Consider the following 22,419-nt stretch of genomic DNA (forward strand, 5'->3'; position numbering starts at 1 on the left):
TTGTAATATGTTACAATAAGATTTTAATGACCATGTAAAATAAAGGAGTGTATATAATGGCAACAGGAGAGCAAGCTTATCTCGATTTATGTCATATGATTTTAGAAAATGGAACCAAAAAAAATGATCGAACACAAACAGGAACCTTATCCGTATTTGGACATCAGATGCGTTTCCCATTACAAGAGGGTTTTCCTTTATTAACAACGAAGCGCGTCCCGTTTCGTTTAATAGCTAGTGAATTAATTTGGTTTATAAAAGGAGACACGAACATCCAATATTTATTAAAACAAAACAATAATATCTGGAATGAGTGGGCATTTAAAAAGTGGATAGAAAGTGATGCATACCAAGGACCTGATATGACTGATTTTGGAAATAGGAGTCAACGCGATCCTGAATTCGCCCAATTATATAATGAAGAAATGGATAAGTTTAAAGACAAGATCGTACATGATGATACATTTGCTGAACAATATGGCGACTTAGGTTCCGTTTATGGTAGTCAATGGCGTGCATGGAAAACGTCACAAGGAGAAACGATTGATCAATTACGTCAAGTAGTTAAGGCAATTAAAGAAAATCCTGATTCGCGAAGACATATTGTTACGGCGTGGAATCCAGAAGATGTACCAAGTAATATGGCACTCCCACCTTGTCATATCATGTTTCAATTTTATGTAGCTGACGGTAAGCTTTCTTGTCAATTATACCAGAGAAGTGGCGATGTCTTTCTAGGTGTCCCGTTTAATATAGCAAGTTATGCCTTGCTTACACACTTAATTGCACATGAGTGTAATTTAGAAGTTGGTGAATTTATTCATACATTAGGGGATACGCATCTTTATAGCAATCATCTTGAACAAGTTAAAACACAACTTGATCGCACAGCTTATCCCTTGCCTAAACTAAAGATTAATCCAGCGTTATCCTCAATTTTTGATATCGAAATGGATGATCTAGAAATTGTCGATTATAAATCACATCCAGCAATTAAAGCACCAGTAGCTGTATAAGGAAAGGAGTGCGTACCAATGATTTCATTCGTTTTTGCAATGGATAAAAATCAAGTGATTGGACACGAGCAATGGATGCCATGGGATTTACCTCGGGATTTACAATTTTTTAAAGAAGTAACACTAAATCATACGATTATAATGGGAAGAAAGACATTTGAATCATTTAAGAAACCTTTACCAAAAAGAAGGAACGTTATTATAACAAGTGACCAATCCTATCAACAAGACGGGTGCGAAGTAATCCATTCGATTGATACGATTCTTGAATGGAATAAAGCCAACCCTGAAACGGAATATTTCGTCATTGGTGGCGGAACTATTTTCGAACAAGTCTTGCCTTATGCTGACAGAATGTATATGACCTATATTGACAACACGTTTGCAGGAGATACCTATTTCCCTTCGTACAAGGAAGAAGATTGGAGCATCACTAGTAAAACCAAAGGAATAAAAGATGAAAAGAATCAACACGATTATTATTTTATACAATATGACCGAAAAAAATAAGTAAGTCACGTAAGGAGAGTAAAAATGCGCTCATTTTATCAATATATGATGCGGTATCGAGGAGCGAAAAAAGTAACAAACGAAAGCCGATTAGCAGAATGGATGTTTCGTGATCACGATTTCCCAAAACATAGTGAATCATATGACGAGGTTAGTCGCTATTTAGAGTGGAACATCCCATTTAAAGAAGCAGTTCAAGTATTTGACCATTTATGGGATGACTATCAAGAAGTGAAGTAGGCTCTAGTGTATACTAGGGCCTCTCCATTTTATTTTTTTTAGTAAGGGGGAGTTACATACAATGAAAATTTTACATACTGCAGATTGGCATCTTGGAAAAATCGTTAACAGTGTTCATATGACAGAAGATCAAGCACATGTCCTAGCGCAATTTATAGATATTGTTAGAGAAGAAAAACCAGATTTGATTATTATTGCTGGAGATATTTATGATCGTTCGATCCCTCCAAAGGAAGCGGTTGAACTATTAGATAGTGTCTTGACGCAATTAATTACTGACTTTGATAGTCCTGTCTTAATTATATCTGGAAACCACGATAGTCCAGATCGTTTGCAATTTGGTAGTCGTCTATTTAGAGAAAATGATCTATTTATCGAAACGAAATTAACAACTGAATTGAGATCGCTCACTTTTGATGACGCGTTTGGACCTGTACATTTTCATCTTATTCCATACATCGAACCTGCTGATGCTCGGTCTGTATTTGAGGACGAGACGATTCAATCCCATCAACAAGCAATGGAAGCGATTGTTTCTCGTATAAAAGAGCGTGAAAATATGGAAGAAAGACATGTTTTAATTGGACATGCCTTCCTCGCCGGTGGTATGGAAACAGATTCAGAAGAACGTTTATCAATGATTGGTGGTAGTCCATATGTTGATAGCTATTTATTTAAAGATTTTAGTTATGTAGCTTTAGGTCATTTACATCAACCACAAAAAGTGACATATGACTGGATCCAATATAGTGGTTCCATTTTAAAATATTCTTTTTCAGAAGCCAGTAATACCAAATCAGTTACGATGATTAACTTAGCGGCAGACAAAACAATTGACTTGTCACGTATTCCACTTAAACCCAAACGTGATTTGCGTATTATTGAAGGTTACTTTGATGACTTTATTAACGGGAATAAAGCGGAACCAACTGACGATTATTTACACATTCGTTTATTGGATGATGGTCAAATATTAGATCCAATAGGTAAGTTACGTCAAAAATATCCAAATATTTTGCGTCTAGAGCGGAAAGTATTGCAATCAAATCGCCAACTAAACGAGTTAAATCAAATAAAAGAAAAACAGAAAATGACACATGCGCAACTATTTCATACCTTTTATGAAGAGATGAAGGGCGAACCTATTACAAAAGAGCGTGAAGAACATATCGATCAAGTCATTCAAACTTTAATTGAACAAGAGAGGGGGAAATAAGATGCGGGCTGTATCTATTATGCTATCTGCTTTTGGTCCATATAAAGCGGAACAAGAGATAGATTTCAGAGAGTTAGGCAATGAATCTATTTTTTTGATAACAGGTCCAACTGGTGCTGGTAAAACGACGATATTTGATGCGATTTGTTTTGCATTGTATGGAAAAGCAAGTGGTAGTGAACGCGATCATGATACATTTCGTAGTCATTTTGCTACGCCTGATGACAAAACCGCAGTTTCTTTTACCTTTCAATTGAAAGAGAGAACCTATTTTGTATATCGCCAACCTAAACAGCAAAAGCCAAAAGAAAGAGGCGAAGGATTTCGAGAGGAGCCCGCACTTGCTGAACTTTATCAGATTGAAGACGGTGAAAAACAGTTACTTCATTCAAAAATTAAAGACGTTAATGAAACAATTGAAGAGATGCTAGGTCTTGATTATGATCAATTTCGTAAAATGATTATGATTCCTCAAGGAGAGTTTCGTAAGTTAATAGCTGAAAACAGTAACGAGCGGGAAGAAATTTTACAGAAAATATTTAGGACGTATTTCTATCAAGATGTAACAGAAGCTTTAAAAGCACAAGCGAAAGATGTAAAAGAAAAATTAGAACAAACCGAGTGGAAAGTAACACAGGAAATGAACAAAATAGAATGGGATGATCCTGCTCTAGTAGATCTATCAACAATTAATAACGCGATAGAAGCACTACATGGCAAAATAAAAGTAGATAAAGAGAAATCTATAGAATTAAAAAAAATGATTACAGAAGAAAAGAAAGAACGTGAACGGAGTCAAGAAGCTTTCTTCAACGGGAAACAGATCGCAGATAAATTTTTAGAGAAAGCACAATTGAGTGAAGAAAAGAAAAATGTAGTGCAGCAAAAGCCAGATATAGAAGAGAAAAAGCAAGCTCTATCGTTAGGAGAACGAGCGAATACAGTACTCCCATATGAGAAACAAGCAGCTGATCGACGACAAGAATGGAAAGAGCAACAGGATAAAGTTGTTACCCAAAATAAGCAGTTGGTAAATCTCGAAAAAGCTTTTGAAGAAATGACAGAGAAATATAATGTACAGAAGCAACAGGAAAAAGAAAAACAAGAAGAGTTTGTCCAACTAGGTGAAAAGAAAAAGCAAGTTGAAAAGTTACGCCAGTACACACAACGGAAAATCGCATTAGAAGCGGCTCATAAAAAATATACGCAAATAAATGATAAAGTGCAATCCACAACAAAAGTAATAGAAGATAAGCAAAAAGCTCTTCTTCAACTAGAAGAATTCTTACGTACGCAATCCCAACAAACAAAAGTTTATTATCAAGTAGAGAAAGAATTAGCTCAAGCACAAGAGTCAGATAAAAAAAGTCAAACGTTGTTAGAATCTTTCCTTGCTTTAGAGGAATTGCGTATGGACTATAAACAAGTAAAAAACAGCTATATGACTATAAATCAACAAATAAAAGACCAACGGAAACGGCTGCAAGAAATGGAAGTAAAACAGCAAACAAATCATGCGTATGTTTTAGCAAGTCATTTACACGATGGAGAAGCGTGCCAAGTTTGTGGCTCAACAGACCACCCAGCTAAAGCAAATATAGAAGCGGCTGTAATTTCAGAAGAAGCTTTTAAAAAGGAACAAAATGTTTTGATTCAATTAGAGGAAGAATTACCAAAATGGCAAGATGCTTATGTTCACGCAAAGTCGAAAGGTGAAACGAAACGAGATATGGTTGAGAATCTAGCTTCTGAATTTAATCTTGTATTGGATAAGCTAAATAAAGAAACATTAAAAGAATTAACTGAGCAAACAATTGATAAAGTAGAAAAGAAAAAACAAGCATTAAAAGAAGAAGAAATAAAAGTCACCCGTTTAGAAAAAGCGGAATTAGAGAAACAAGATATTACAAAGGAAATAGAAAAGTTAAATAATGCGCTGGATACGGAAAAGAAACAATTAGAAGAAGCGAAGAATGAGCAAGTAATAATTGAAACGCAAGTAACGCAATTAAAAGCGGATATTCCAGATCAATCAATGACGATAGATGAATGGCAAGAACATATTCAAAAGACAGAACAAGCATTGGATAGATGGTTTAAACAATGGGAACAACAACAAAAGGCATGGGAAGATAGTAAACAACAACGTGAGGAAGCGCGGTTAAACCTTATCTCTATTGAAAAATTTACTGCAGAGTTAGCACAAAGAAAAGATGCACAGCAAGCGATTTTCACCCAAAAAGTTGAAGAAGCTGGTTTCACGAGTACGCTTCGTTATCAGGAAGCAAAAAAATCAACCGAACAGTTGAACAAGTTAAAAGATGAAATCGAACACTATACGCAATTGAAACAAAAGATCACAGAACGGTTAGATGTATTAACGGAACAATTAAACAATCAAACAGAACCAGATCTTGAGAAGCTAAAAGAAACAGTTGATCAACATACAAAGAAACTAGAAGAGACAAACCAATCTTTTCATGCAATTGAATTAAAGATACAACAACATGAAAAGCTCCATACTACAGTTCAAAAATTAGTGAAAGAGCAACAAATATATGAAAAGAAATATTTTGACATTGCTGAATTAGCCGACCTTGCCCGTGGTACCAATCATTTAAAATTATCATTTGAACGGTATGTGTTATCTTCCTTCTTAGATGAAATACTATTACAGGCTAATATCCGGATGGACCAGTTAACGGAAAATCGTTATCAACTGATTCGAAGTAATGAAGTCGCCAAACGTGGTGCTAAGAGTGGATTAGACTTAGAGGTAATGGATCAACATACGGGGCAACAGCGTTCTGTTAAAACACTCTCAGGTGGCGAAGGATTTAAAGCAGCACTTAGCTTAGCTTTAGGAATGGCGGATGTTGTACAGGCACATTCTGGTGGCGTACAGTTAGAAACACTATTCATTGATGAAGGATTTGGTACGTTGGATGAACTCTCTTTAGAGCAAGCAATAGAGTGTCTAAAAGGGCTGCAACAATCTAATCGTGTGTTAGGAATCATTTCACATGTACCGCAATTAAAAGAGGAAATATACGCAAAATTACAAATCACCCCTTCTGCACAAGGATCACATGCAGTTTTTACTTTTTAAAAGATACCATTTTACTGTATAATGAAAGAAAATAGAACGGAGGGATTTATATGACGATGCCGCTTACAATAGAAACTAAACTGGTAACAGATGCAAAAGAAAGACGCGTGGAAGGTCTTGAGAATCACTTTTCTATTACACTAGCAGGTTATTGGTTATTTCCCATGCAAGAACGGATGGAAATTAGACGCCATCAGGAATCAGATCAAATAGGTTTTGGTAAAGTTATCGAATTAACTTGGAAAGACGGACAAACAATTTGCACCTATCAACTTCTTTCTCTTTATAGCGTCAATTAATGACATGTTGCTTTTACTTTTATGTAAGATAAGCAGGCATTTTGCGCTTACCCAGGAAATAATTCAGCTAATATTCAAAAAGGATGGATTCCTTCCAATGCCAATGGATTCCGGTGGTTATCACAAACAGAGAAATTGTAAGTTATAGCACCTATCAAATTGAAGTTTAATTTGATAGGTGCTTTTTTGTTGGTATAAAACAATTAGTACATTATTCATCATAGAAATTACACACCATAATGTTTGTTGAATTGTAATGGTACTCGGGAAAGCAAAAATCACCAATTTCATTTATTAAAGTATTGATTGGATTTTTAATTGAACTAGGATATTTATGTTAAAATATATTGTTAAAATTGTTAAAATTGTTAAAATAACTTTAATGCTTCGCTTCCGTATGAAAAAAAGTTAGAATGGATAATCATTACAAAAAAGAGGTGGGAACATGGTAATAAATTCTGCTATATCTTTTAATGCAGCATTAATTCATGATTTAATGATTAAGGCATTTATGGAATATAAAAATGAAACCCCGCCATCGAGTGCTTTAGAAGAAACTGTACAGTCGGTTTCAACCGCTTTAGGAAAAGGGGAAAAGGCATTGATAGCTTTTGAAGAAAATAATCCAGTTGGTATGGTGCGATTTCAATTTAAAGACGAGGGTTTATATTTTTATCGTTTGTCAGTTATTCCTGAAAAACAAGGAAAAGGTATTGCAAAAAAGATATTAACGTCTTTAGAGGACTATGCAAAGAAAGTCGATGTAACTACTATATTATGTAAAGTCCGTATGACAGTTTCTAAGAATATACAGCTATATAATTCCATAGGTTATGATGTTTATAGTGAAGAAGTTGTACATAAACCAAACGCTATAAATATTAAAGTAGTCTCAATGAAGAAAGAATTTTAGTTCTGTACTTAAAGTGTGTGTTTGTTCAGGAAGTGGAAGAAAAGACACAACAAGAACAGTTTAGGTAAGAATTTGTATCACCAAATGAATCTAACATTATCATCTTTGATAAACAGTCTGGTAATTATTGGATAAAAATAATCGAAACAAATGAAGACCTAAGTAATTGGGAGAAACAAGATACACCTGTTCCTTATATCTCAGAATAGTGGAACTTATATTAAAGCTAACGGGTGCAGTAGTTAAGCAAGGCGTAGTCGATTCTATTATTTGTGCTGGAATAATTAATATACATTATATGAATAATGAAGAAAAATAATTATAATTTGGAATTTTATGAGGTTTTTTACTGGGATTCTCATAATATTAATATTATTGGCTGGATGTTCGAGCAATCTATCTTTAGAAATCGTTGGCTCGACAGCTGACATTATGGCTGACAGGTTCGGAGAAATAGGTATCACTTCGGGAGAGAAGCAAAGTGAATTTATAAAACCTATCTCACTAAGTTATGACTTTATTTTAGAGAATACTGGTAAGATTAGTTATTGAACCAAATAACTAATCAACATCTTTCTCTGTATAGCGTGCATGAACTAGTATAAAACAAACGAGGTGATGGCTTTTGATAACTATTAGAAGTTTTGAACAAAGTGAAAACGATTTAGAGTTTTTAATGGATATGATGTATGAATCTATTCATATTCCCCAAAATAAGCCTTCTAAAAAAGAACTGTTATACTCCTTGAATATGAAAAAATATAGCGAGAGTTGGATAAGACAAGGTGATAGAGCATTAATTGCTTATAACGAGAATAATATTCCTGTTGGTGCAGCATGGTATCGCCTTTTCACAGAAAATCAAAAAGGTTATGGTTATATTGATGATGAAACTCCTGAACTAGGTATTGCAGTAACTAATGAAGTAAGAGGTAAAGGAATTGGTCTTTTACTTATGAAAAGGTTAATTGAGACAGCTTCTAGGGATGGTTATACATCACTTTCTTTAAGTGTTGACCCTAATAATACTCAAGCAGTGCAACTTTATAAGAAACTTGGATTTGGGAAATGTGGTACATCAGGAACATCTTCGACAATGAAATATAACATTTTTTCAAACTAGATGATCTACAACTAACGGGTAACCCAATTCATATTGAACTGGATTATTTTTGCGATATATAACGGAATCAATCCGTTAATCTAATCAACGACTTTTTCATGTACATCTGACCTACACAGATTTTATTCCAGAGCGTACAATATCATAGCAAAATCAGTAGAAAAGAGGGATTGTTATGGTTTCAGGGTTCCAAGGTAGACCTCCAACACAACAATTAATGCCACCAACTAGCAGACAACCATTTGATTATTGGGGGGCTCCATTTCAACAAGGAGGTATACCTACCCAAGTTGCTCCAGTAGAGAAATCGGGTCTAATGGGTATGCTACAAAAATATTTACCTACTAACCTATTGCAAAATACAGGTGGTGGATCCGGTGTAACAGGAACATTAAACAATATTCAACAAGTCCTAAAGATGACGCAATCTGTTACACCATTGATTCAACAGTACGGGCCAATGGTTAAAAACATACCATCGATGTTAGCCTTATTAAAAGCATTTCAAGAGTCGGATGATGAGGGTGACGAAGCGGATACAAATCTTGATATGGATGAAGTTGACAATGAGACAGTGATAAATACAAGTGAAGAAGTTGAATCGATTGAAAAAAGAGCAAAAGTTGCAATTAATGAATCATCGGATGACCTTTATCATATTGAAACAGAAATGAACGCCAAATCAAAACAGCAAACAAAGGCACAAAGTTCAAAGCCCAAACTATATATTTGAAAACAACAGTAAAAAGAATTAAACTATACCTGTGTACAAACACTATTAATTATTGGAGGAATGATCTGTGGATCAATTAAATAAAGCAGTAGCAACATTTGCGGGTGGGTGCTTTTGGTGCATGGTCGAACCTTTTGACGAACAACCAGGTATAGAAAAGGTTGTGTCAGGCTATACAGGTGGACATACAGAAAATCCCACATACGAAGAAGTGTGTTCTGATACAACAGGTCACGTCGAAGCGGTTCAAATTACTTATGATCCGAGTCTTTTTTCCTATCAGCGGTTACTTGAACTGTTCTGGCGTCAAATAGACCCTACCGATCCAGGTGGACAGTTTAATGACAGAGGCGATTCATATAAGACAGCTATCTTTTACCATACGGATGAACAAAAAGAACTTGCAGAAGAGTCAAAGCAGGAACTTGAAGCATCAGGTAAATTTAAAAAGCCAATTGCAACGAAAATATTGGAAGCTTCTACTTTTTATCGGGCGGAAGAGCACCATCAGGATTATTATAAAAAACAGGGCTTTCATTATCGATTATATAAAAAAGGTTCTGGTAGAGCAGATTTCATTAAGAACAATTGGAAGCCTAAATACGATAAGAAAGATTTAAAAAAGAAATTAACAGCGGTTCAATATCAGGTAACACAAGAAAAGGGAACCGAAGCACCGTATCAAAATGAATATTATGATTTAGAACAAGATGGCATTTATGTAGATATCGTAAGCGGAGAACCTTTGTTCTCTTCTAAAGATAAGTACGATGCGGGCTGTGGTTGGCCAAGCTTCACCAAACCAATAGATCGTAACCAATTACAAGAAAATCTTGATACGGCACATGGCATGAGAAGAATTGAAATTCGTAGTGCAGATGCAGATTCTCATCTAGGTCATGTCTTTGATGATGGACCAGTAGAAGCGGGTGGGATGCGTTATTGTATGAATTCCGCAGCGATGCGTTTTGTACCGAAAGAAAAATTAGCAGAAGAAGGGTATGAATATTTAATACCGCTTTTCAAATAAGATAAATGACCTCGTACTACTTTGTGGTAGGAGGTCATTTTATATTATAATGAAACAATGCTGAATTGATTGAGAGAAGGATTTTTATGATATTACCTTACATAAAACGTTTAGGAACAGGTTACCTAGTGGGTTTCGTTATTGGCTTATTATTTATGTGGATACAGGTTCCGTTGCCTTGGATATTAGGACCATTAGTAGGTATTTTTATCGTTCAATTATTTACACAAGTAGAGATGCAAGCTTCTTTACCATTACGTAAAGTAAGTTTCACGATTATGGGTATACAGATTGGAACGACATTCACTGCTACGACCTTTACTGATATATTGCCTTATATTATCCCTTATGAATTTTTTACTCTTTTGTTGATTGCTATTAGTTTAGTAGCTTCCTATTTATTAGCCAAGTGGTTACCTATTGATCCTATTACAAGTATGCTCGGTAGTATTCCTGGCGGTTTATCGGCAATTATTGCATTAAGTGACGCAGTAAAGGGTAATACTGGATTAGTAACTATTTTTCATACCATTCGTTTATTATCTGTACTACTGATCGTTCCCTTTGCAGCAACACATTATTTTGTACCAGTTAATTCAACTGTATTACAGTCAAATGTTGTTGAGAACCAAGGTTCAATTTGGACAGCAATCTTGTATGTGGTGATTTATTTTATTGCTTTAGCATTTGAGAAAAGACTACCTGCAGGATTGGTTATTATTCCAATGTTACTAGTTGGTGCTTTACAAATACTGCCGATTCAATTATTTATCTTGCCAAATGGATTCTATATTTTTGCACAACTTACTTTAGGAATTTACTTGGGTTGCTCTATCTCTTTGAAAGATATACAAAAGGCAGGGAAATTCGCTTTGTTTTATTTCTTACTATCTGTTTTGCTAATCGTTGTGGCAGGTAGTTTTGGCTATTTATTCAGCATGTATACAGAGGTGGATCTAGCTACTGCAATGCTAAGTTTTGCTCCCGGAGGTTTAGTTGAAATGGCTTTAACTGCTCAGTCAGTTGGCAGTGATTCCTCTATTGTTAGTTCATTACAAACGATTAGATTACTAACAATTGTGCTACTCGTGCCAGTTATCATTCAACTTATTTTACCAAAGTTTGTGCAATCTAGAAATCAATAGCTTATTTTTTAATAGAAAACGTGATAAACTAAGAGAGTATCGTACTGTTCTTAGAGATAGAAGAAGGGAGTGCAAACATGATCCACTTAAATTGGGAAAATAATGTTACAGTAAAACAAATCAAATGTGTACATGCAGATGCAAAAAAGTTTGTTGTAAATCATGTCTTAACACCTGAGAAAATTTATGACGTTAAAAATGAAACAGATGAATTTTATTTTATAGTAGATAATACAAATCGCGTTGGTGGCTTTAGGAAAGAGTATTTCACTGAAAAAATAATTTAATCATAAATAAAACAAAATAGACCTACTGATCAGACTTGTGTTCCCATTACTTACGTATGAAAATATACTGAACCCTTTTTAGGAGATGATGTAGTGAAACAACTTATAATAATTCGTCATTGTCAGGCAGAAGGGCAACATAAAGATTCACCATTAACGCAAAGTGGCGTTAATCAAGCACATCGTTTAGCGGCATTTTTAAATAAACAACCAATTAAATTGGACAGGATTATATCCAGTCCATTTATGCGGACAATTGAAACAATTAAACCTTATGCAGATGAGCACAATATTTCAATTGAACAGGATCGTCGCTTACAAGAAAGAATACTGAGCGATGAACCAATAGATGACTGGATTGATGTGTTGGAGACATCATTCTCTGACCTTGATTTTCGATTGCCTGGTGGTGAGTCGTCCAATGATGCACTAAAAAGAGGTTTAGAAGTCTTACAACAAGCTCTAGAAGATGAGGAACATGAGCAAATTGCTATTGTGACACATGGCAATTTATTAACGTTATTACTTTCACAATTCGAAAAAGAATTTGGTTTTGTTAATTGGAAGACGTTAACAACTCCTGATGTTTTTGTTATTCAAAAAGAAGCAGACGTTTATGCAGTTGAGCATATATGGTAAAATATATTGGGTCAAATTTATATTTGTGATATGATAACAGAGTAGTTATGTTTTAAAGGAGGAGTATTTTTTGGCTTTTGTAATAACGTCACCATGCATAGAAGAGAAAGCAGGCGAATGTGAAGAAGTTTGCCCTGTTGATTGTATAGAAGAAGGGAAAGATATGTTTTATATCGATCCAGATATTTGTATTGATTGTGGAGCGTGTGAAGCGGTTTGTCCGGTAGAAGCAATCTTTATGGAAGATGAAGTTCCAGATAAGGAACATGAATATATCGCTTTAAACCGTAAATTTTTTGAAGAAAAATAAATAGTATAGATAAAAAGCCACGTATTTCATAATTTGAAAATACGCGGCTTTTTATCTATACAACTTTAAAATTCTGATAGCCTTTTAAATCTTGATATGTCGTTAGTTCTACATGATCTACTGTAATAAACTTTCTTGGACCTTTTTTAATTAAATCAATAAATTTATATAAGGTTTCGACTTCAGCTTCAGCTTCGATTTCTACTCTTCCATCAGCTAGGTTCTTCACCCATCCGTACACATCCATTTCGGTTGCCTTCATTTGAGTTGTAACACGAAAACCGACACCTTGTACTACGCCACTAACAAGCATGTGTGCACCTAATTTATTCATATTCTCACCCCATATCAGTTGTTATTTAACTATTTACTTTATATCATCAATTTAAACTAATTTTTATAAAATATCGAGGAGGAACTTTTGATGCATAATGAAATTACTATAAACGAAATAGAATCATTTAAAATTGGTCATGCCCAAAACGAGCAAGCAGCTACTGGTTGTACGGTGATTATTTCTGAGAATGGAGCAATTGCAGGTGTTGATGTTCGCGGTGGTTCACCTGGTACAAGAGAAACTGATTTATTAAAATCAGAAAACATAGTTGATCAAGTCCATGCTGTTTTTTTGAGTGGCGGGAGTGCCTATGGTCTAGATGTTGGAACTGGTGTAATGCGCTATTTAGAAGAAAGAGAGATAGGTTTTGATGTCCAAGTTGCAAAGGTACCGATTGTACCAGGTGCAATTCTATTTGATCTAGCAATTGGTGAAGCGAATATTCGTCCTGATGCGGCAATGGGTTACCAAGCGTGCTTAAATAGCGAAAATACGCAAGACCTGTTGCAAGGGAATAGTGGCGCTGGCATGGGAGCAACTGTTGGGAAATGCCTTGGACCTTCTTACAGTATGAAGGGTGGAATTGGGACCTATGCTGTGCAAATAGGAGACTTAAAAATTGGTGCTATTATTGCAGTCAATAGCTTTGGTGACATAATTGATCCAAGAACAAACGAAATACTAGCCGGTGTATTTGACCGAGAAAAAGGTATCTATTTAAATACCGAGAAACAGTTATTAAATCAATTAGAGAAGGCAACGAATCGTTTCTCAAGTAATACGACAATAGGTACCATACTAACAAATGCTAAAGCAACGAAAGCAGAGATGAACAAAATAGCATCTATCGCTCATGATGGTATGGCAAGGACGATGCGACCTTCTCATACTTTAGTCGATGGAGACACGTTATTCGCGATGACTTCAAACCAAGTTAAGGTGGATTTAAATATTGTTGGTATGCTTGCAGTAGAAGTAGTAGAACAAGCGATTATACGTGCTGTTAAGCAGGCAACTTCTTTATTTGGTCAACCCAGCTATCAGGAAACAAACCAAAAGTAAATAAAAAGTATGTTTAATTGTGACAAATATCACTGATGGAATTTTAAACAGTATTCATAATGTAATGTAGACTGTATTTTTGAGGTGAAAACATGGATAAATTGTATCAACCAGAGCTACTTGTAACAGCAAGAGATATAACAGAAGTCAAAGCTTTAGCTAACGCAGGAGCCGACGCAATCATTATTGGACATCAACACTACGGGTTACGTGTAGCAGGCGATTTTTCAATAGCTGATATTGCGGAAGCGACTAGCTACCTGCATCAAGCGAATAAAAAAGTGTACATTTTAGTAAATGCTATTTTTCATAATGCAATTTTAAAAACCTTACCGCTTTATATAAATCAGTTAGCCGAGCTGCAGGTCGATGGAATTATTTGTGGTGATCCTTCGATTTTTACTGTTATGGAGGAATTAGAGCATAAAATTCCGATTACATGGAATCCAGAAACACTCTCAACTAATTATCAAACATTAATGTATTGGCATCAGAAAGGTATAAAACGTGCGATTTTATCTAATGAGTTAGCATTAGATGCAATCAAAGAGATAAAGAAAGAACTTTCCTTTCCTATTGAGGTGCAAGTACACGGCATGACATGTATTTTTCAATCTAAACGAAAACTTGTTCGCAATTATTATTCACATATAGATCTTCCATATGATCCTGATCTGTCCTTTCACTTAAAAGAAACAAAAGAAGAAGATACACATTATCCTGTCTACGAGGATGAGAATGGCACGCACATTATGAGTAATGAGGATTTATGCATGATCGATCAGTTAGAACACGTGTTGGATACCAAGATGGATGGCTTACGTATTAATGGCTTGCTACATAGTAGGTCTTACAATATAGAGGTAGTTGCAATGTATCGAGATGCAGTTGATACGTATCTTGAAGATCCGGTAACGTACCATTTGAAAAAAGTTGGTTGGAAGCAAAAATTATATAAAATTCAACCAGAAGCGCGAAAGTTAAATACAGGTTTTTATTTCAAAGAACAGATATATTAATAAGAGGTGTCTATCATGGATAATCATACAAAACATAAAAAACCGGAATTGCTAGCACCCGCAGGTAATTTAGAAAAATTAAAATTCGCGATTCACTATGGTGCAGATGCTGTTTATATTGGTGGAAAACAATTTGGCTTACGTTCGAAAGCGGGAAACTTTTCATTTGAAGATATGAAAGAAGGCGTTGCTTTTGCCAAACAATATGGAGCGAATGTTTACGTTGCAGCTAACATTATTGCACACAACGAAAATTTAGAGGGTGCACAGGCGTATTTCAAGAAGTTATATGAAGTTGGTATTGCTGCGGTTATTGTTGCTGATCCTGCTTTAATTCAAGCATGTAAAGAAGGAGCACCTGAATTAGAAATTCATATTAGCACGCAAGCTTCAATTGTCAACTGGCGCACTGTAGAATTTTGGAAAAAGGAAGGTATCCCACGCGTTGTATTAGCACGTGAAGTTACACTTGAAGAAATAAAAGAAATGAAAGAAAAAGTTGATATAGAAATTGAAACATTTATTCATGGTGCGATGTGCATTTCTTATTCTGGACGATGCGTATTATCCAATCATATGACTGCAAGAGACGCAAACAGAGGTGGTTGTGCGCAATCTTGTCGCTGGAAATATGATTTGTTTGAAGATGGTGTCGATGGTGCTGTTAGTATTACAGATAAAACAGAAGAAGCTTATACAATGAGCTCGCAAGATCTAAGCATGGTAGAACATTTACCAGATTTATTAGCTGCCGGTGTCGATAGTTTGAAAATTGAAGGTCGGATGAAAAGTATTCACTATGTAGCAACTGTTGTGAATGTCTACCGTAAGATTATTGACACGTATTATGAAGATCCAGAGAACTATCAGTTAGATCCAGAGTGGGTAGACGAGATATGGAAAGCGGCACAGCGTTCTTTAACGACTGCCTTTTATTACAATGAACCGACTGAAAAAGATCAATTATTTGGAAAACCAGATCGGATTCAAAAATATGATTTCTCTGGACTTGTCTTAGATTATGACGAACAGACACAGATTGCAACGATCCAACAACGAAATAGTTTTGCTGTTGGTGATGAAATTGAATTTTTTGGTCCGAACTTCTATCATTTCAAACAAAAAATAACTGAAATATGGGATGAAGATGGACAATCCATTGATCGTGCCAAACATGCGATGATGCTGACAAAAATTAAAGTCGATCAGCCATTACGCTATTACGATATGATGCGAAAAAGCAAATAAACTTAGATAAGCGCCTATAACTCTTTAAAAAGAGATATAGGTGCTTTTTTCTGATGTGAGTAAATTCAAGTCTTTTTTTTACATGAATCTAACCTTACTAGTGAATAATAAACGAAATGAAGTATAGGAGGTTTGGAAAATGAATGAAAAATCATATCAGGTGCCCACTGAAACAGCATCATATTGGAGAAATACTGCTGCTTTTCCTGGATTTACACAATTAACAAAAGACATAGAGGTGGATGTTGCTATTGTAGGTGCTGGAATTACTGGTATTACAACTGCATATCTTTTACGCAATGAAGGTTATAAAATAGCACTACTAGAAGCTGATACGATTTTAAGTGGTACAACGGGGTATACAACCGCAAAAGTAACTGCACAACATGGGTTGATTTATCATGAATTAATCCAACACTTTGGCGAGGAGAAAGCAAAATTATATTATCAAGCCGCAATAGACGCAAAACAGCAGATAAAAGACACGATAGTAAAGCATAATATTTCTTGTGAATACGCAGAAGAAGATGCGTACATTTACACAAACTCACAAAACGAGATGAAGGCTATAGAAGATGAAAATAATGCCTATCAGAAATTAGGTATTGAAGGTGAGATCGTCACTGAAATGCCGTTAGATATACCGATGAAGTCCGCATTAGTAATGAAAAACCAAGCACAATTTCATCCCTTGCAATATTTAAATCATTTAGTTAAAGCGTCAACAGATAATGGTGTAGCTATTTATGAACATACAACTGCAACAGATATAGATTTTGGAGAGAATCCAACAATTCATACAAAAGATAAGAAAAAAATAACGTGCAAACACGTTGTAATGGCATCGCATTATCCTTTCTATGATAAAAAAGGGTTATATTTTTCTAGGATTCATCCTGAACGTTCTTATTTAATTGCTATTACAGCTAATAAGAAATTCCCTGGTGGTATGTACATTAATGCAGAGCAACCAACAAGATCGATTCGAACAACGATGGATGAAGGGGAGGAAGTATGGTTAATTGGTGGTGAAAGGCATAAAACAGGACAGGAAAAAGAAACTAATGATCATCATGTAGAATTGGAAACATTCGCGAATCAGAATTTTGGAATAAAGGACTACAAATATCGTTGGTCTGCCCAGGATTTGACTACAATAGATAAAGTCCCATATATTGGAGCGGTAACAGCAAATGAACCGAATGTACTTATTGCTACAGGTTATCGTAAATGGGGAATGACTAACGGAACTGTAGCTGCGATGATACTGTCAGATACTATTCGAAATAAAGAAAATCCGTATACATCGTTATTTAAGCCGTCACGATTTGACTTCGATCCTGATGTAAAGAATTTTATTAAAGAGAATTTCGATGTAGCTAAACATATGATTAAAGGTAAGTTAGAAATTCCTGAAGACAAATTAGATGAAATTGAACAGAATAAAGCGGCCGTTATTCGTGAGAAAGGAAAAAGAATTGGCGTTTACCGTGATGCTACAGGAAAGATACAACATATAGATACAACCTGTCCACATATGAAATGTGAGGTTAATTGGAATAAAGCAGAACATACATGGGATTGTCCTTGTCATGGATCACGTTTTACAATAGATGGAGAAGTAATTGAAGGTCCAGCACACAAACCATTGCAAAAACTACCAACTAATGAAGAGGGGGAATGAAATGGAATCTGTAACATACGATGATACTATCGTTTACTACGATAGCATTGGGAAAGGATTGCCGATTCTATTTATTCACCCACCAGGTTTAGGTAGACGTGTATTTGATTATCAGAAAAAACTCGCCGATGAATTCCATTTGCTACTACCAGACTTTAGTGGACATGGCAGTTCTATTTCAACATTAAGTGCAGATATTGTTAACCAATATGTTATTGAAATTAACCAGATCTTATTAAAAGAAAATATAGAGGAAGTGATTATATGTGCGTATTCAGCAGGTGGCACGATAGCACAGGCTTTTGTTCATTTGTTTCCTAAAAAAGTAAAAGGGCTCCTTATTTCTGGAGCTTATCCGAAAATAGGTTCTTTAGGTTTAGATTTTATGTATAAGTTTGGGTTATATATGGTTAAAAAGAATCCTGAAAAATTAGCGAAAATTTTGGCGTTTAGCAATGCGAGAAATAAGGTATATAAAGGTGTACTATTTGACCATACAATGAAAACCAATATTGATCATTGGTATGCATATTATAAGGATACGTATCACTATGATGTGAGAAATTGGATTGATGGTATTAACTGTCCGAGCCTTTTCACATATGGGCAGCGCGCTTATTGGATCAACATGCATAAGAAGTATTATCAAAACAATCCGAATATAAAATTCACTTTTGTTTCAAATGCGTTTCATCAATTACCAACAAAGAATTGGCTATCATTTAACCAGCTTATCAGGCATTTTATGCAAATCCATTTTAAATAAAACAATACGCATAAAGTTCTGACAATAAGAATATTCAGGCTTTTCATTTTTAATTTTATTTTTTTTATCTTATACTAAGAGAGATCTATAAAAGATGTAGGAGGGAAACTATGAGAATAGTAGTAGCAGGGGGAGACGGATTTTGTGGTTGGCCAACAGCATTATACTTATCAAAACAAGGCCACGAAGTTTCTATTTTAGACAATTTAGTTCGAAGGAAAATTGATGAAGAATTACATTCGAATTCAGTAACACCTATTGCCACTTTAGAAGAACGTGTAACAAAGTGGCAAGAGCTAACAGGAAATGAGATAAAGATATTTGTTGGCGACTTGAATCATTATGATTTCCTAACGCAAGTATTTAAACAAACAAATCCAGACGCATTTGTTCACTTTGGTGAACAGCGGTCAGCACCATACTCCATGATTGATCGTGAACATGCTATCTATACACAAACAAACAATGTAATGGGGAACTTGAATGTTTTATATGCAATTAAAGAATTAGCACCTGATTGTCACCTCATCAAATTGGGAACGATGGGCGAATATGGTACACCTAATATTGATATAGAAGAAGGTTACTTAGAAGTTGAGCATAATGGTCGTAAAGATACCGTACCATTTCCAAAACAACCAGGGTCCTTTTATCACTTGTCTAAAGTGCATGATAGCCATAATATCATGTTTGCTTGTAAAGCATGGGGCATACGAGCTACAGATTTAAATCAAGGTGTTGTTTATGGATTACATACAGATGAAACAGGATTAGATCCTATCTTAAATAATCGTTTAGATTATGACGGTGTATACGGGACAGCATTGAACCGTTTTCTAATACAAGCTGTAACCGGTCATGATTTAACTGTTTATGGAACAGGAGCACAAACACGTGCTTTTCTAAATATTAAAGATACAATTCGTTGCGTTGAAATAGCAGTAAATAATCCAGCCGACAATGGTGAGTTTCGTGTATTTAACCAGTTCACAGAATACTTTACTGTTCAAGAATTAGCTGAAAAAGTAAAACGAGTTGCGAATCAATTAAATCTTAAAACACATATCGCACACATAGAAAATCCAAGGGTAGAAACGGAAGAACATTATTACCATGCAGTAAATACAAAATTAAAGTCATTAGGACTAGAACCAAATTTGCTAACAGATCACGTATTAACAGAAATATTGGAGAAAGTAGTAGAACATAAAGATCGAGTAATTAAAGAAAATGTATTACCTACTATTTATTGGAAGTAACAAAGGAGCATGTTGTTTTGAAAATAGTTATCGTCACAGAAACCTTTTTGCCTTCAATAGACGGAGTAGTAACCAGGCTAACAGCAGCAATTAAATATTTGCGTCAACAAAATCACGAAGTAGTCGTAATTGCGCCAGACTTAGGCGTTTATGAATATGAAGGTGCGATAATTGAAGGTGTAAAAGCAACAACAATGCCTTTTTATCGCTATCGTCCGTTTGCACTACCACAAAGAAAAGTTAAAAAATTATTACAAAAGCATGATCCAGATCTTGTTCATGTCGTTAATCCAGCATTAGTTGGTGCAACAGGCGTGTATTATGCTAAAAAGTTAGGCTATCCGTTAATTGCATCTTATCATACACATGTTCCGAAATATTTAGACTATTATAAACTATATAAACCAATGAAACCTATCTTTTGGAGCTATGCACGTAAATTACACAACATGGCGGAGATAAACTTATGTACATCTAAAGCAATTCAAGAGGAACTGATCGAAAAAGGTTTTCATAACGTTCAATTATGGAAACGTGGTGTTGATATTGAAAAATTTCATCCGAGTTTTAAGGATGAATCGATGCATCGTCGTTTGTCTAATGGCCAAGTAGACAAGAAATTATTAGTTTTCGTAGGAAGATTGGCTGCAGAGAAGGAAATTCATAAATTAAAACCGTTATTAGATACACGTGATGATGTTTGCTTAGCAATTATTGGCGATGGTCCAGCTAGAGAGATGTTAGAGCGCACATTTGAAGGAACAAATACAGTATTTACGGGATTTATGCAGGGAAAAGAACTTTCAGCAGCATTTGCATCAGCTGATGCATTGATTTTTCCATCCGTAACAGAAACCTTAGGATTAGTAATATTAGAAGCAATGGCTACAGGTTTACCCATAATAGCAGCAAAAAGTGGCCCAACAATGGAACAAATTAAAGATGGCCAAACAGGTTTTTTATTTGAAAATGAAAATATACCAAGCCTAATTGCTGCTATTGAAAAATTAGATAATGAAGAAACGTATGACCTATTAAGTATAAACGCACGAAAAGAAGCCGAAAAATTCAGTTGGACTGAACCATCGCAGCAATTAGTAGATTTTTACGATGCATTATTAGTTATGAGTGAATCCCATAAACTAGCAAAATAAATTATATTCTGTCTCACTATCTGAAGAATACTTAGTTATGAGACGGAATATTTAATTTTACTAATGACTTCCGATAATATATATTATGTAAACTAGAATCAAATTTTACTTAATTTGATTGTGTCCTCTGATATTTCTATAATATCGTTACTTTGGGATATCCTCTTCACACTCTTATAATATTGTTTATTTCTATTGATGTTTTTTGCCCTGCTTGTCTATTACTATTTATCTTTAATTTTTCGACAATGCAACATTTGTATAAACTCGAAAAACCTTAGAGAACTAAAACACTAACTGTATATTTAATCTGTTAAATCTTAAATATAGTAAGATTTTACTTGTGAAGAATATAGAGATAAGCAATAGAAACAAAACCTTTTTCAATATACCCACCCTTTCGTACATATACTTCTTTTTTAAAACTTTAGAATTTTATGTATCTATTATATGTAGTTTAAACTTTCATGTCCATATTTTTCTTGATAGCGTAGAAAATAAATAAGAAATTGTTAATAAATTCATTATTGCAGGTACCTGCAATCGTTATTATTACAACAAATCCTATAATATAATGACAGTTGACTAACCCTCTCCCGTTTATTTTGTTGTATTGTTACTTACTATGATAATATTAATATCTGTCATGATCTGCACACATAAACTGCAAATTTAAAGGGTATATTAATAATTAAACGAAATTGGAGGACTAAAAATGAATCGAATCAAAATTATATTAGCAATTGTTTCATTGTTTGCTGTATTTATAGTATCAGCTTGCACTAACGAACCTAATGACACGGATTCTGAAGAGAGTATGGAACAGGCCACAGAAGATAATACAGAAGGTTCCCATTCCAGTATGAATCATTCTGGTTCTGGTGAAATTCCAGATGGCTTAGAGGAATCTGAAAATCCAACATATGAAGTTGGAAGTAAAGCAATCATTGAAGCTGATCATATGGAGGGCATGAAGGGGTCGGAAGCTACAATTGCTAGTGCTTTTGATACAACGGTCTACACAGTGTCTTACACTCCAACAACAGGTGGAGAACCAGTGGAGAATCATAAGTGGGTCATTCATGAAGAATTAGAAGCTCCCGGTGATGCACCATTGGAAACAGGTACTGATGTAATCTTAAATGCAGATCATATGGATGGAATGATGAACGCAAAAGCTACAATTGATTCAGCAGAAGAAACAACTGTTTATATGGTTAATTATGTTCCAATAACTGGTGGAGAAAAAGTAACAAATCATAAATGGATTACAGAAAGTGAATTAGTATCCATTGAATAAATTGTTAAAGAGCGTATTCA

At 34.8% G+C, this 22,419-nt stretch carries 23 protein-coding genes; 22 read left to right on the forward strand and 1 reads right to left on the reverse strand.

What is annotated here, in order from left to right; all coding sequences use genetic code 11:
- Positions 1–56: 56 nt before the first annotated feature.
- The 14 genes from D2K60_RS07520 (at position 57) to D2K60_RS07585 (ending at position 12,570) form a co-directional block, all read left to right on the forward strand.
- Positions 57–1,016, forward strand: coding sequence for a thymidylate synthase (locus D2K60_RS07520; protein ID WP_117169402.1), 960 nt, complete (start codon positions 57–59; stop codon positions 1,014–1,016).
- Between the two features lie 18 nt (positions 1,017–1,034).
- Positions 1,035–1,526 (forward strand): dihydrofolate reductase, encoded by a 492-nt coding sequence (locus D2K60_RS07525; protein ID WP_117169403.1) that lies wholly within the window; start codon positions 1,035–1,037, stop codon positions 1,524–1,526.
- A 24-nt stretch (positions 1,527–1,550) separates the two neighbouring features.
- Positions 1,551–1,766 (forward strand): YozE family protein, encoded by a 216-nt coding sequence (locus D2K60_RS07530; protein WP_117169404.1) that lies wholly within the window; start codon positions 1,551–1,553, stop codon positions 1,764–1,766.
- A 61-nt stretch (positions 1,767–1,827) separates the two neighbouring features.
- Positions 1,828–2,982, forward strand: coding sequence for an exonuclease SbcCD subunit D (locus D2K60_RS07535; protein ID WP_117169405.1), 1,155 nt, complete (start codon positions 1,828–1,830; stop codon positions 2,980–2,982).
- A 1-nt stretch (position 2,983) separates the two neighbouring features.
- Complete coding sequence (locus D2K60_RS07540) at positions 2,984–6,091, forward strand: AAA family ATPase (RefSeq protein WP_117169406.1); 3,108 nt, start codon at positions 2,984–2,986, stop codon at positions 6,089–6,091.
- Positions 6,092–6,141: 50 nt separating this feature from the next.
- Positions 6,142–6,390 carry a DUF2584 family protein gene (locus D2K60_RS07545; RefSeq protein ID WP_117169407.1) on the forward strand — a complete coding sequence of 83 codons (249 nt, stop codon included), beginning with the start codon at positions 6,142–6,144 and terminating at the stop codon, positions 6,388–6,390.
- A 445-nt stretch (positions 6,391–6,835) separates the two neighbouring features.
- On the forward strand, positions 6,836–7,303 hold the full coding sequence (locus D2K60_RS07550) for a GNAT family N-acetyltransferase (RefSeq protein WP_117169408.1): 468 nt from the start codon (positions 6,836–6,838) through the stop codon (positions 7,301–7,303).
- A 625-nt stretch (positions 7,304–7,928) separates the two neighbouring features.
- Positions 7,929–8,426, forward strand: a complete 498-nt coding sequence (locus D2K60_RS07555) for a GNAT family N-acetyltransferase (RefSeq protein WP_117169409.1) — start codon at positions 7,929–7,931, stop codon at positions 8,424–8,426.
- A gap of 175 nt (positions 8,427–8,601) precedes the next feature.
- On the forward strand, positions 8,602–9,159 hold the full coding sequence (gene vrrA / locus D2K60_RS07560; protein ID WP_117169410.1) for a VrrA/YqfQ family protein: 558 nt from the start codon (positions 8,602–8,604) through the stop codon (positions 9,157–9,159).
- A gap of 67 nt (positions 9,160–9,226) precedes the next feature.
- Positions 9,227–10,189: a peptide-methionine (S)-S-oxide reductase MsrA gene (msrA, locus tag D2K60_RS07565; RefSeq protein WP_117169411.1), complete on the forward strand. Its 963-nt coding sequence runs from the start codon at positions 9,227–9,229 to the stop codon at positions 10,187–10,189.
- An 86-nt stretch (positions 10,190–10,275) separates the two neighbouring features.
- Positions 10,276–11,334 (forward strand): AbrB family transcriptional regulator, encoded by a 1,059-nt coding sequence (locus D2K60_RS07570; protein ID WP_117169412.1) that lies wholly within the window; start codon positions 10,276–10,278, stop codon positions 11,332–11,334.
- 77 nt (positions 11,335–11,411) lie between these two features.
- A complete protein-coding gene (locus tag D2K60_RS07575; RefSeq protein WP_117169413.1) occupies positions 11,412–11,621 on the forward strand; it encodes a DUF6501 family protein in 210 nt (69 codons plus the stop codon).
- A gap of 93 nt (positions 11,622–11,714) precedes the next feature.
- Positions 11,715–12,260, forward strand: coding sequence for a histidine phosphatase family protein (locus tag D2K60_RS07580; protein ID WP_117169414.1), 546 nt, complete (start codon positions 11,715–11,717; stop codon positions 12,258–12,260).
- Between the two features lie 70 nt (positions 12,261–12,330).
- Positions 12,331–12,570: an indolepyruvate ferredoxin oxidoreductase subunit alpha gene (locus D2K60_RS07585; RefSeq protein WP_117169415.1), complete on the forward strand. Its 240-nt coding sequence runs from the start codon at positions 12,331–12,333 to the stop codon at positions 12,568–12,570.
- A gap of 55 nt (positions 12,571–12,625) precedes the next feature.
- Here the strand turns inward: D2K60_RS07585 and D2K60_RS07590 are convergent, their stop codons facing one another.
- Positions 12,626–12,904 carry an acylphosphatase gene (locus D2K60_RS07590; protein ID WP_117169416.1) on the reverse strand — a complete coding sequence of 93 codons (279 nt, stop codon included), beginning with the start codon at positions 12,902–12,904 and terminating at the stop codon, positions 12,626–12,628.
- A gap of 90 nt (positions 12,905–12,994) precedes the next feature.
- On the opposite strand from D2K60_RS07590, the gene D2K60_RS07595 reads away from it, so the two are divergent.
- From D2K60_RS07595 to D2K60_RS07630, 8 genes are all read left to right on the forward strand, one after another.
- Entirely contained in the window at positions 12,995–13,969 is a 975-nt protein-coding gene (locus D2K60_RS07595; RefSeq protein WP_117169417.1) for a P1 family peptidase, read from the forward strand.
- Between the two features lie 92 nt (positions 13,970–14,061).
- Positions 14,062–14,988, forward strand: coding sequence for a peptidase U32 family protein (locus D2K60_RS07600; protein WP_117169418.1), 927 nt, complete (start codon positions 14,062–14,064; stop codon positions 14,986–14,988).
- A gap of 15 nt (positions 14,989–15,003) precedes the next feature.
- Positions 15,004–16,236, forward strand: coding sequence for a peptidase U32 family protein (locus D2K60_RS07605; RefSeq protein WP_117169419.1), 1,233 nt, complete (start codon positions 15,004–15,006; stop codon positions 16,234–16,236).
- A gap of 139 nt (positions 16,237–16,375) precedes the next feature.
- Entirely contained in the window at positions 16,376–17,920 is a 1,545-nt protein-coding gene (locus D2K60_RS07610; RefSeq protein WP_117169420.1) for an FAD-dependent oxidoreductase, read from the forward strand.
- Position 17,921: 1 nt separating this feature from the next.
- A complete protein-coding gene (locus D2K60_RS07615) occupies positions 17,922–18,686 on the forward strand; it encodes an alpha/beta fold hydrolase (protein ID WP_162880732.1) in 765 nt (254 codons plus the stop codon).
- Positions 18,687–18,796: 110 nt separating this feature from the next.
- A complete protein-coding gene (locus D2K60_RS07620) occupies positions 18,797–19,945 on the forward strand; it encodes an NAD-dependent epimerase/dehydratase family protein (RefSeq protein ID WP_117169422.1) in 1,149 nt (382 codons plus the stop codon).
- A gap of 17 nt (positions 19,946–19,962) precedes the next feature.
- Positions 19,963–21,099, forward strand: a complete 1,137-nt coding sequence (locus D2K60_RS07625; RefSeq protein ID WP_117169423.1) for a glycosyltransferase family 4 protein — start codon at positions 19,963–19,965, stop codon at positions 21,097–21,099.
- Between the two features lie 715 nt (positions 21,100–21,814).
- Entirely contained in the window at positions 21,815–22,399 is a 585-nt protein-coding gene (locus tag D2K60_RS07630; protein WP_117169424.1) for a YdhK family protein, read from the forward strand.
- The last annotated feature ends 20 nt before the right edge of the window (positions 22,400–22,419 follow it).

Source organism: Paraliobacillus sediminis (assembly GCF_003426055.1).

Bases quoted from the DNA above. Each gene is read 5' to 3' on its own strand.
- D2K60_RS07610 (WP_117169420.1), top strand. From the start codon at position 16,376: ATGAATGAAAAATCATATCAGGTGCCCACTGAAACAGCATCATATTGG.
- D2K60_RS07630 (WP_117169424.1), top strand. From the start codon at position 21,815: ATGAATCGAATCAAAATTATATTAGCAATTGTTTCATTGTTTGCTGTA.
- D2K60_RS07590 (WP_117169416.1), bottom strand. From the start codon at position 12,904: ATGAATAAATTAGGTGCACACATGCTTGTTAGTGGCGTAGTACAAGGT.
- D2K60_RS07530 (WP_117169404.1), top strand. From the start codon at position 1,551: ATGCGCTCATTTTATCAATATATGATGCGGTATCGAGGAGCGAAAAAA.
- D2K60_RS07540 (WP_117169406.1), top strand. From the start codon at position 2,984: ATGCGGGCTGTATCTATTATGCTATCTGCTTTTGGTCCATATAAAGCG.
- vrrA (WP_117169410.1), top strand. From the start codon at position 8,602: ATGGTTTCAGGGTTCCAAGGTAGACCTCCAACACAACAATTAATGCCA.
- D2K60_RS07575 (WP_117169413.1), top strand. From the start codon at position 11,412: ATGATCCACTTAAATTGGGAAAATAATGTTACAGTAAAACAAATCAAA.
- D2K60_RS07615 (WP_162880732.1), top strand. From the start codon at position 17,922: ATGGAATCTGTAACATACGATGATACTATCGTTTACTACGATAGCATT.
- D2K60_RS07535 (WP_117169405.1), top strand. From the start codon at position 1,828: ATGAAAATTTTACATACTGCAGATTGGCATCTTGGAAAAATCGTTAAC.
- D2K60_RS07570 (WP_117169412.1), top strand. From the start codon at position 10,276: ATGATATTACCTTACATAAAACGTTTAGGAACAGGTTACCTAGTGGGT.
- D2K60_RS07620 (WP_117169422.1), top strand. From the start codon at position 18,797: ATGAGAATAGTAGTAGCAGGGGGAGACGGATTTTGTGGTTGGCCAACA.
- D2K60_RS07605 (WP_117169419.1), top strand. From the start codon at position 15,004: ATGGATAATCATACAAAACATAAAAAACCGGAATTGCTAGCACCCGCA.
- D2K60_RS07520 (WP_117169402.1), top strand. From the start codon at position 57: ATGGCAACAGGAGAGCAAGCTTATCTCGATTTATGTCATATGATTTTA.
- D2K60_RS07600 (WP_117169418.1), top strand. From the start codon at position 14,062: ATGGATAAATTGTATCAACCAGAGCTACTTGTAACAGCAAGAGATATA.
- D2K60_RS07545 (WP_117169407.1), top strand. From the start codon at position 6,142: ATGACGATGCCGCTTACAATAGAAACTAAACTGGTAACAGATGCAAAA.
- D2K60_RS07595 (WP_117169417.1), top strand. From the start codon at position 12,995: ATGCATAATGAAATTACTATAAACGAAATAGAATCATTTAAAATTGGT.
- D2K60_RS07550 (WP_117169408.1), top strand. From the start codon at position 6,836: ATGGTAATAAATTCTGCTATATCTTTTAATGCAGCATTAATTCATGAT.
- D2K60_RS07525 (WP_117169403.1), top strand. From the start codon at position 1,035: ATGATTTCATTCGTTTTTGCAATGGATAAAAATCAAGTGATTGGACAC.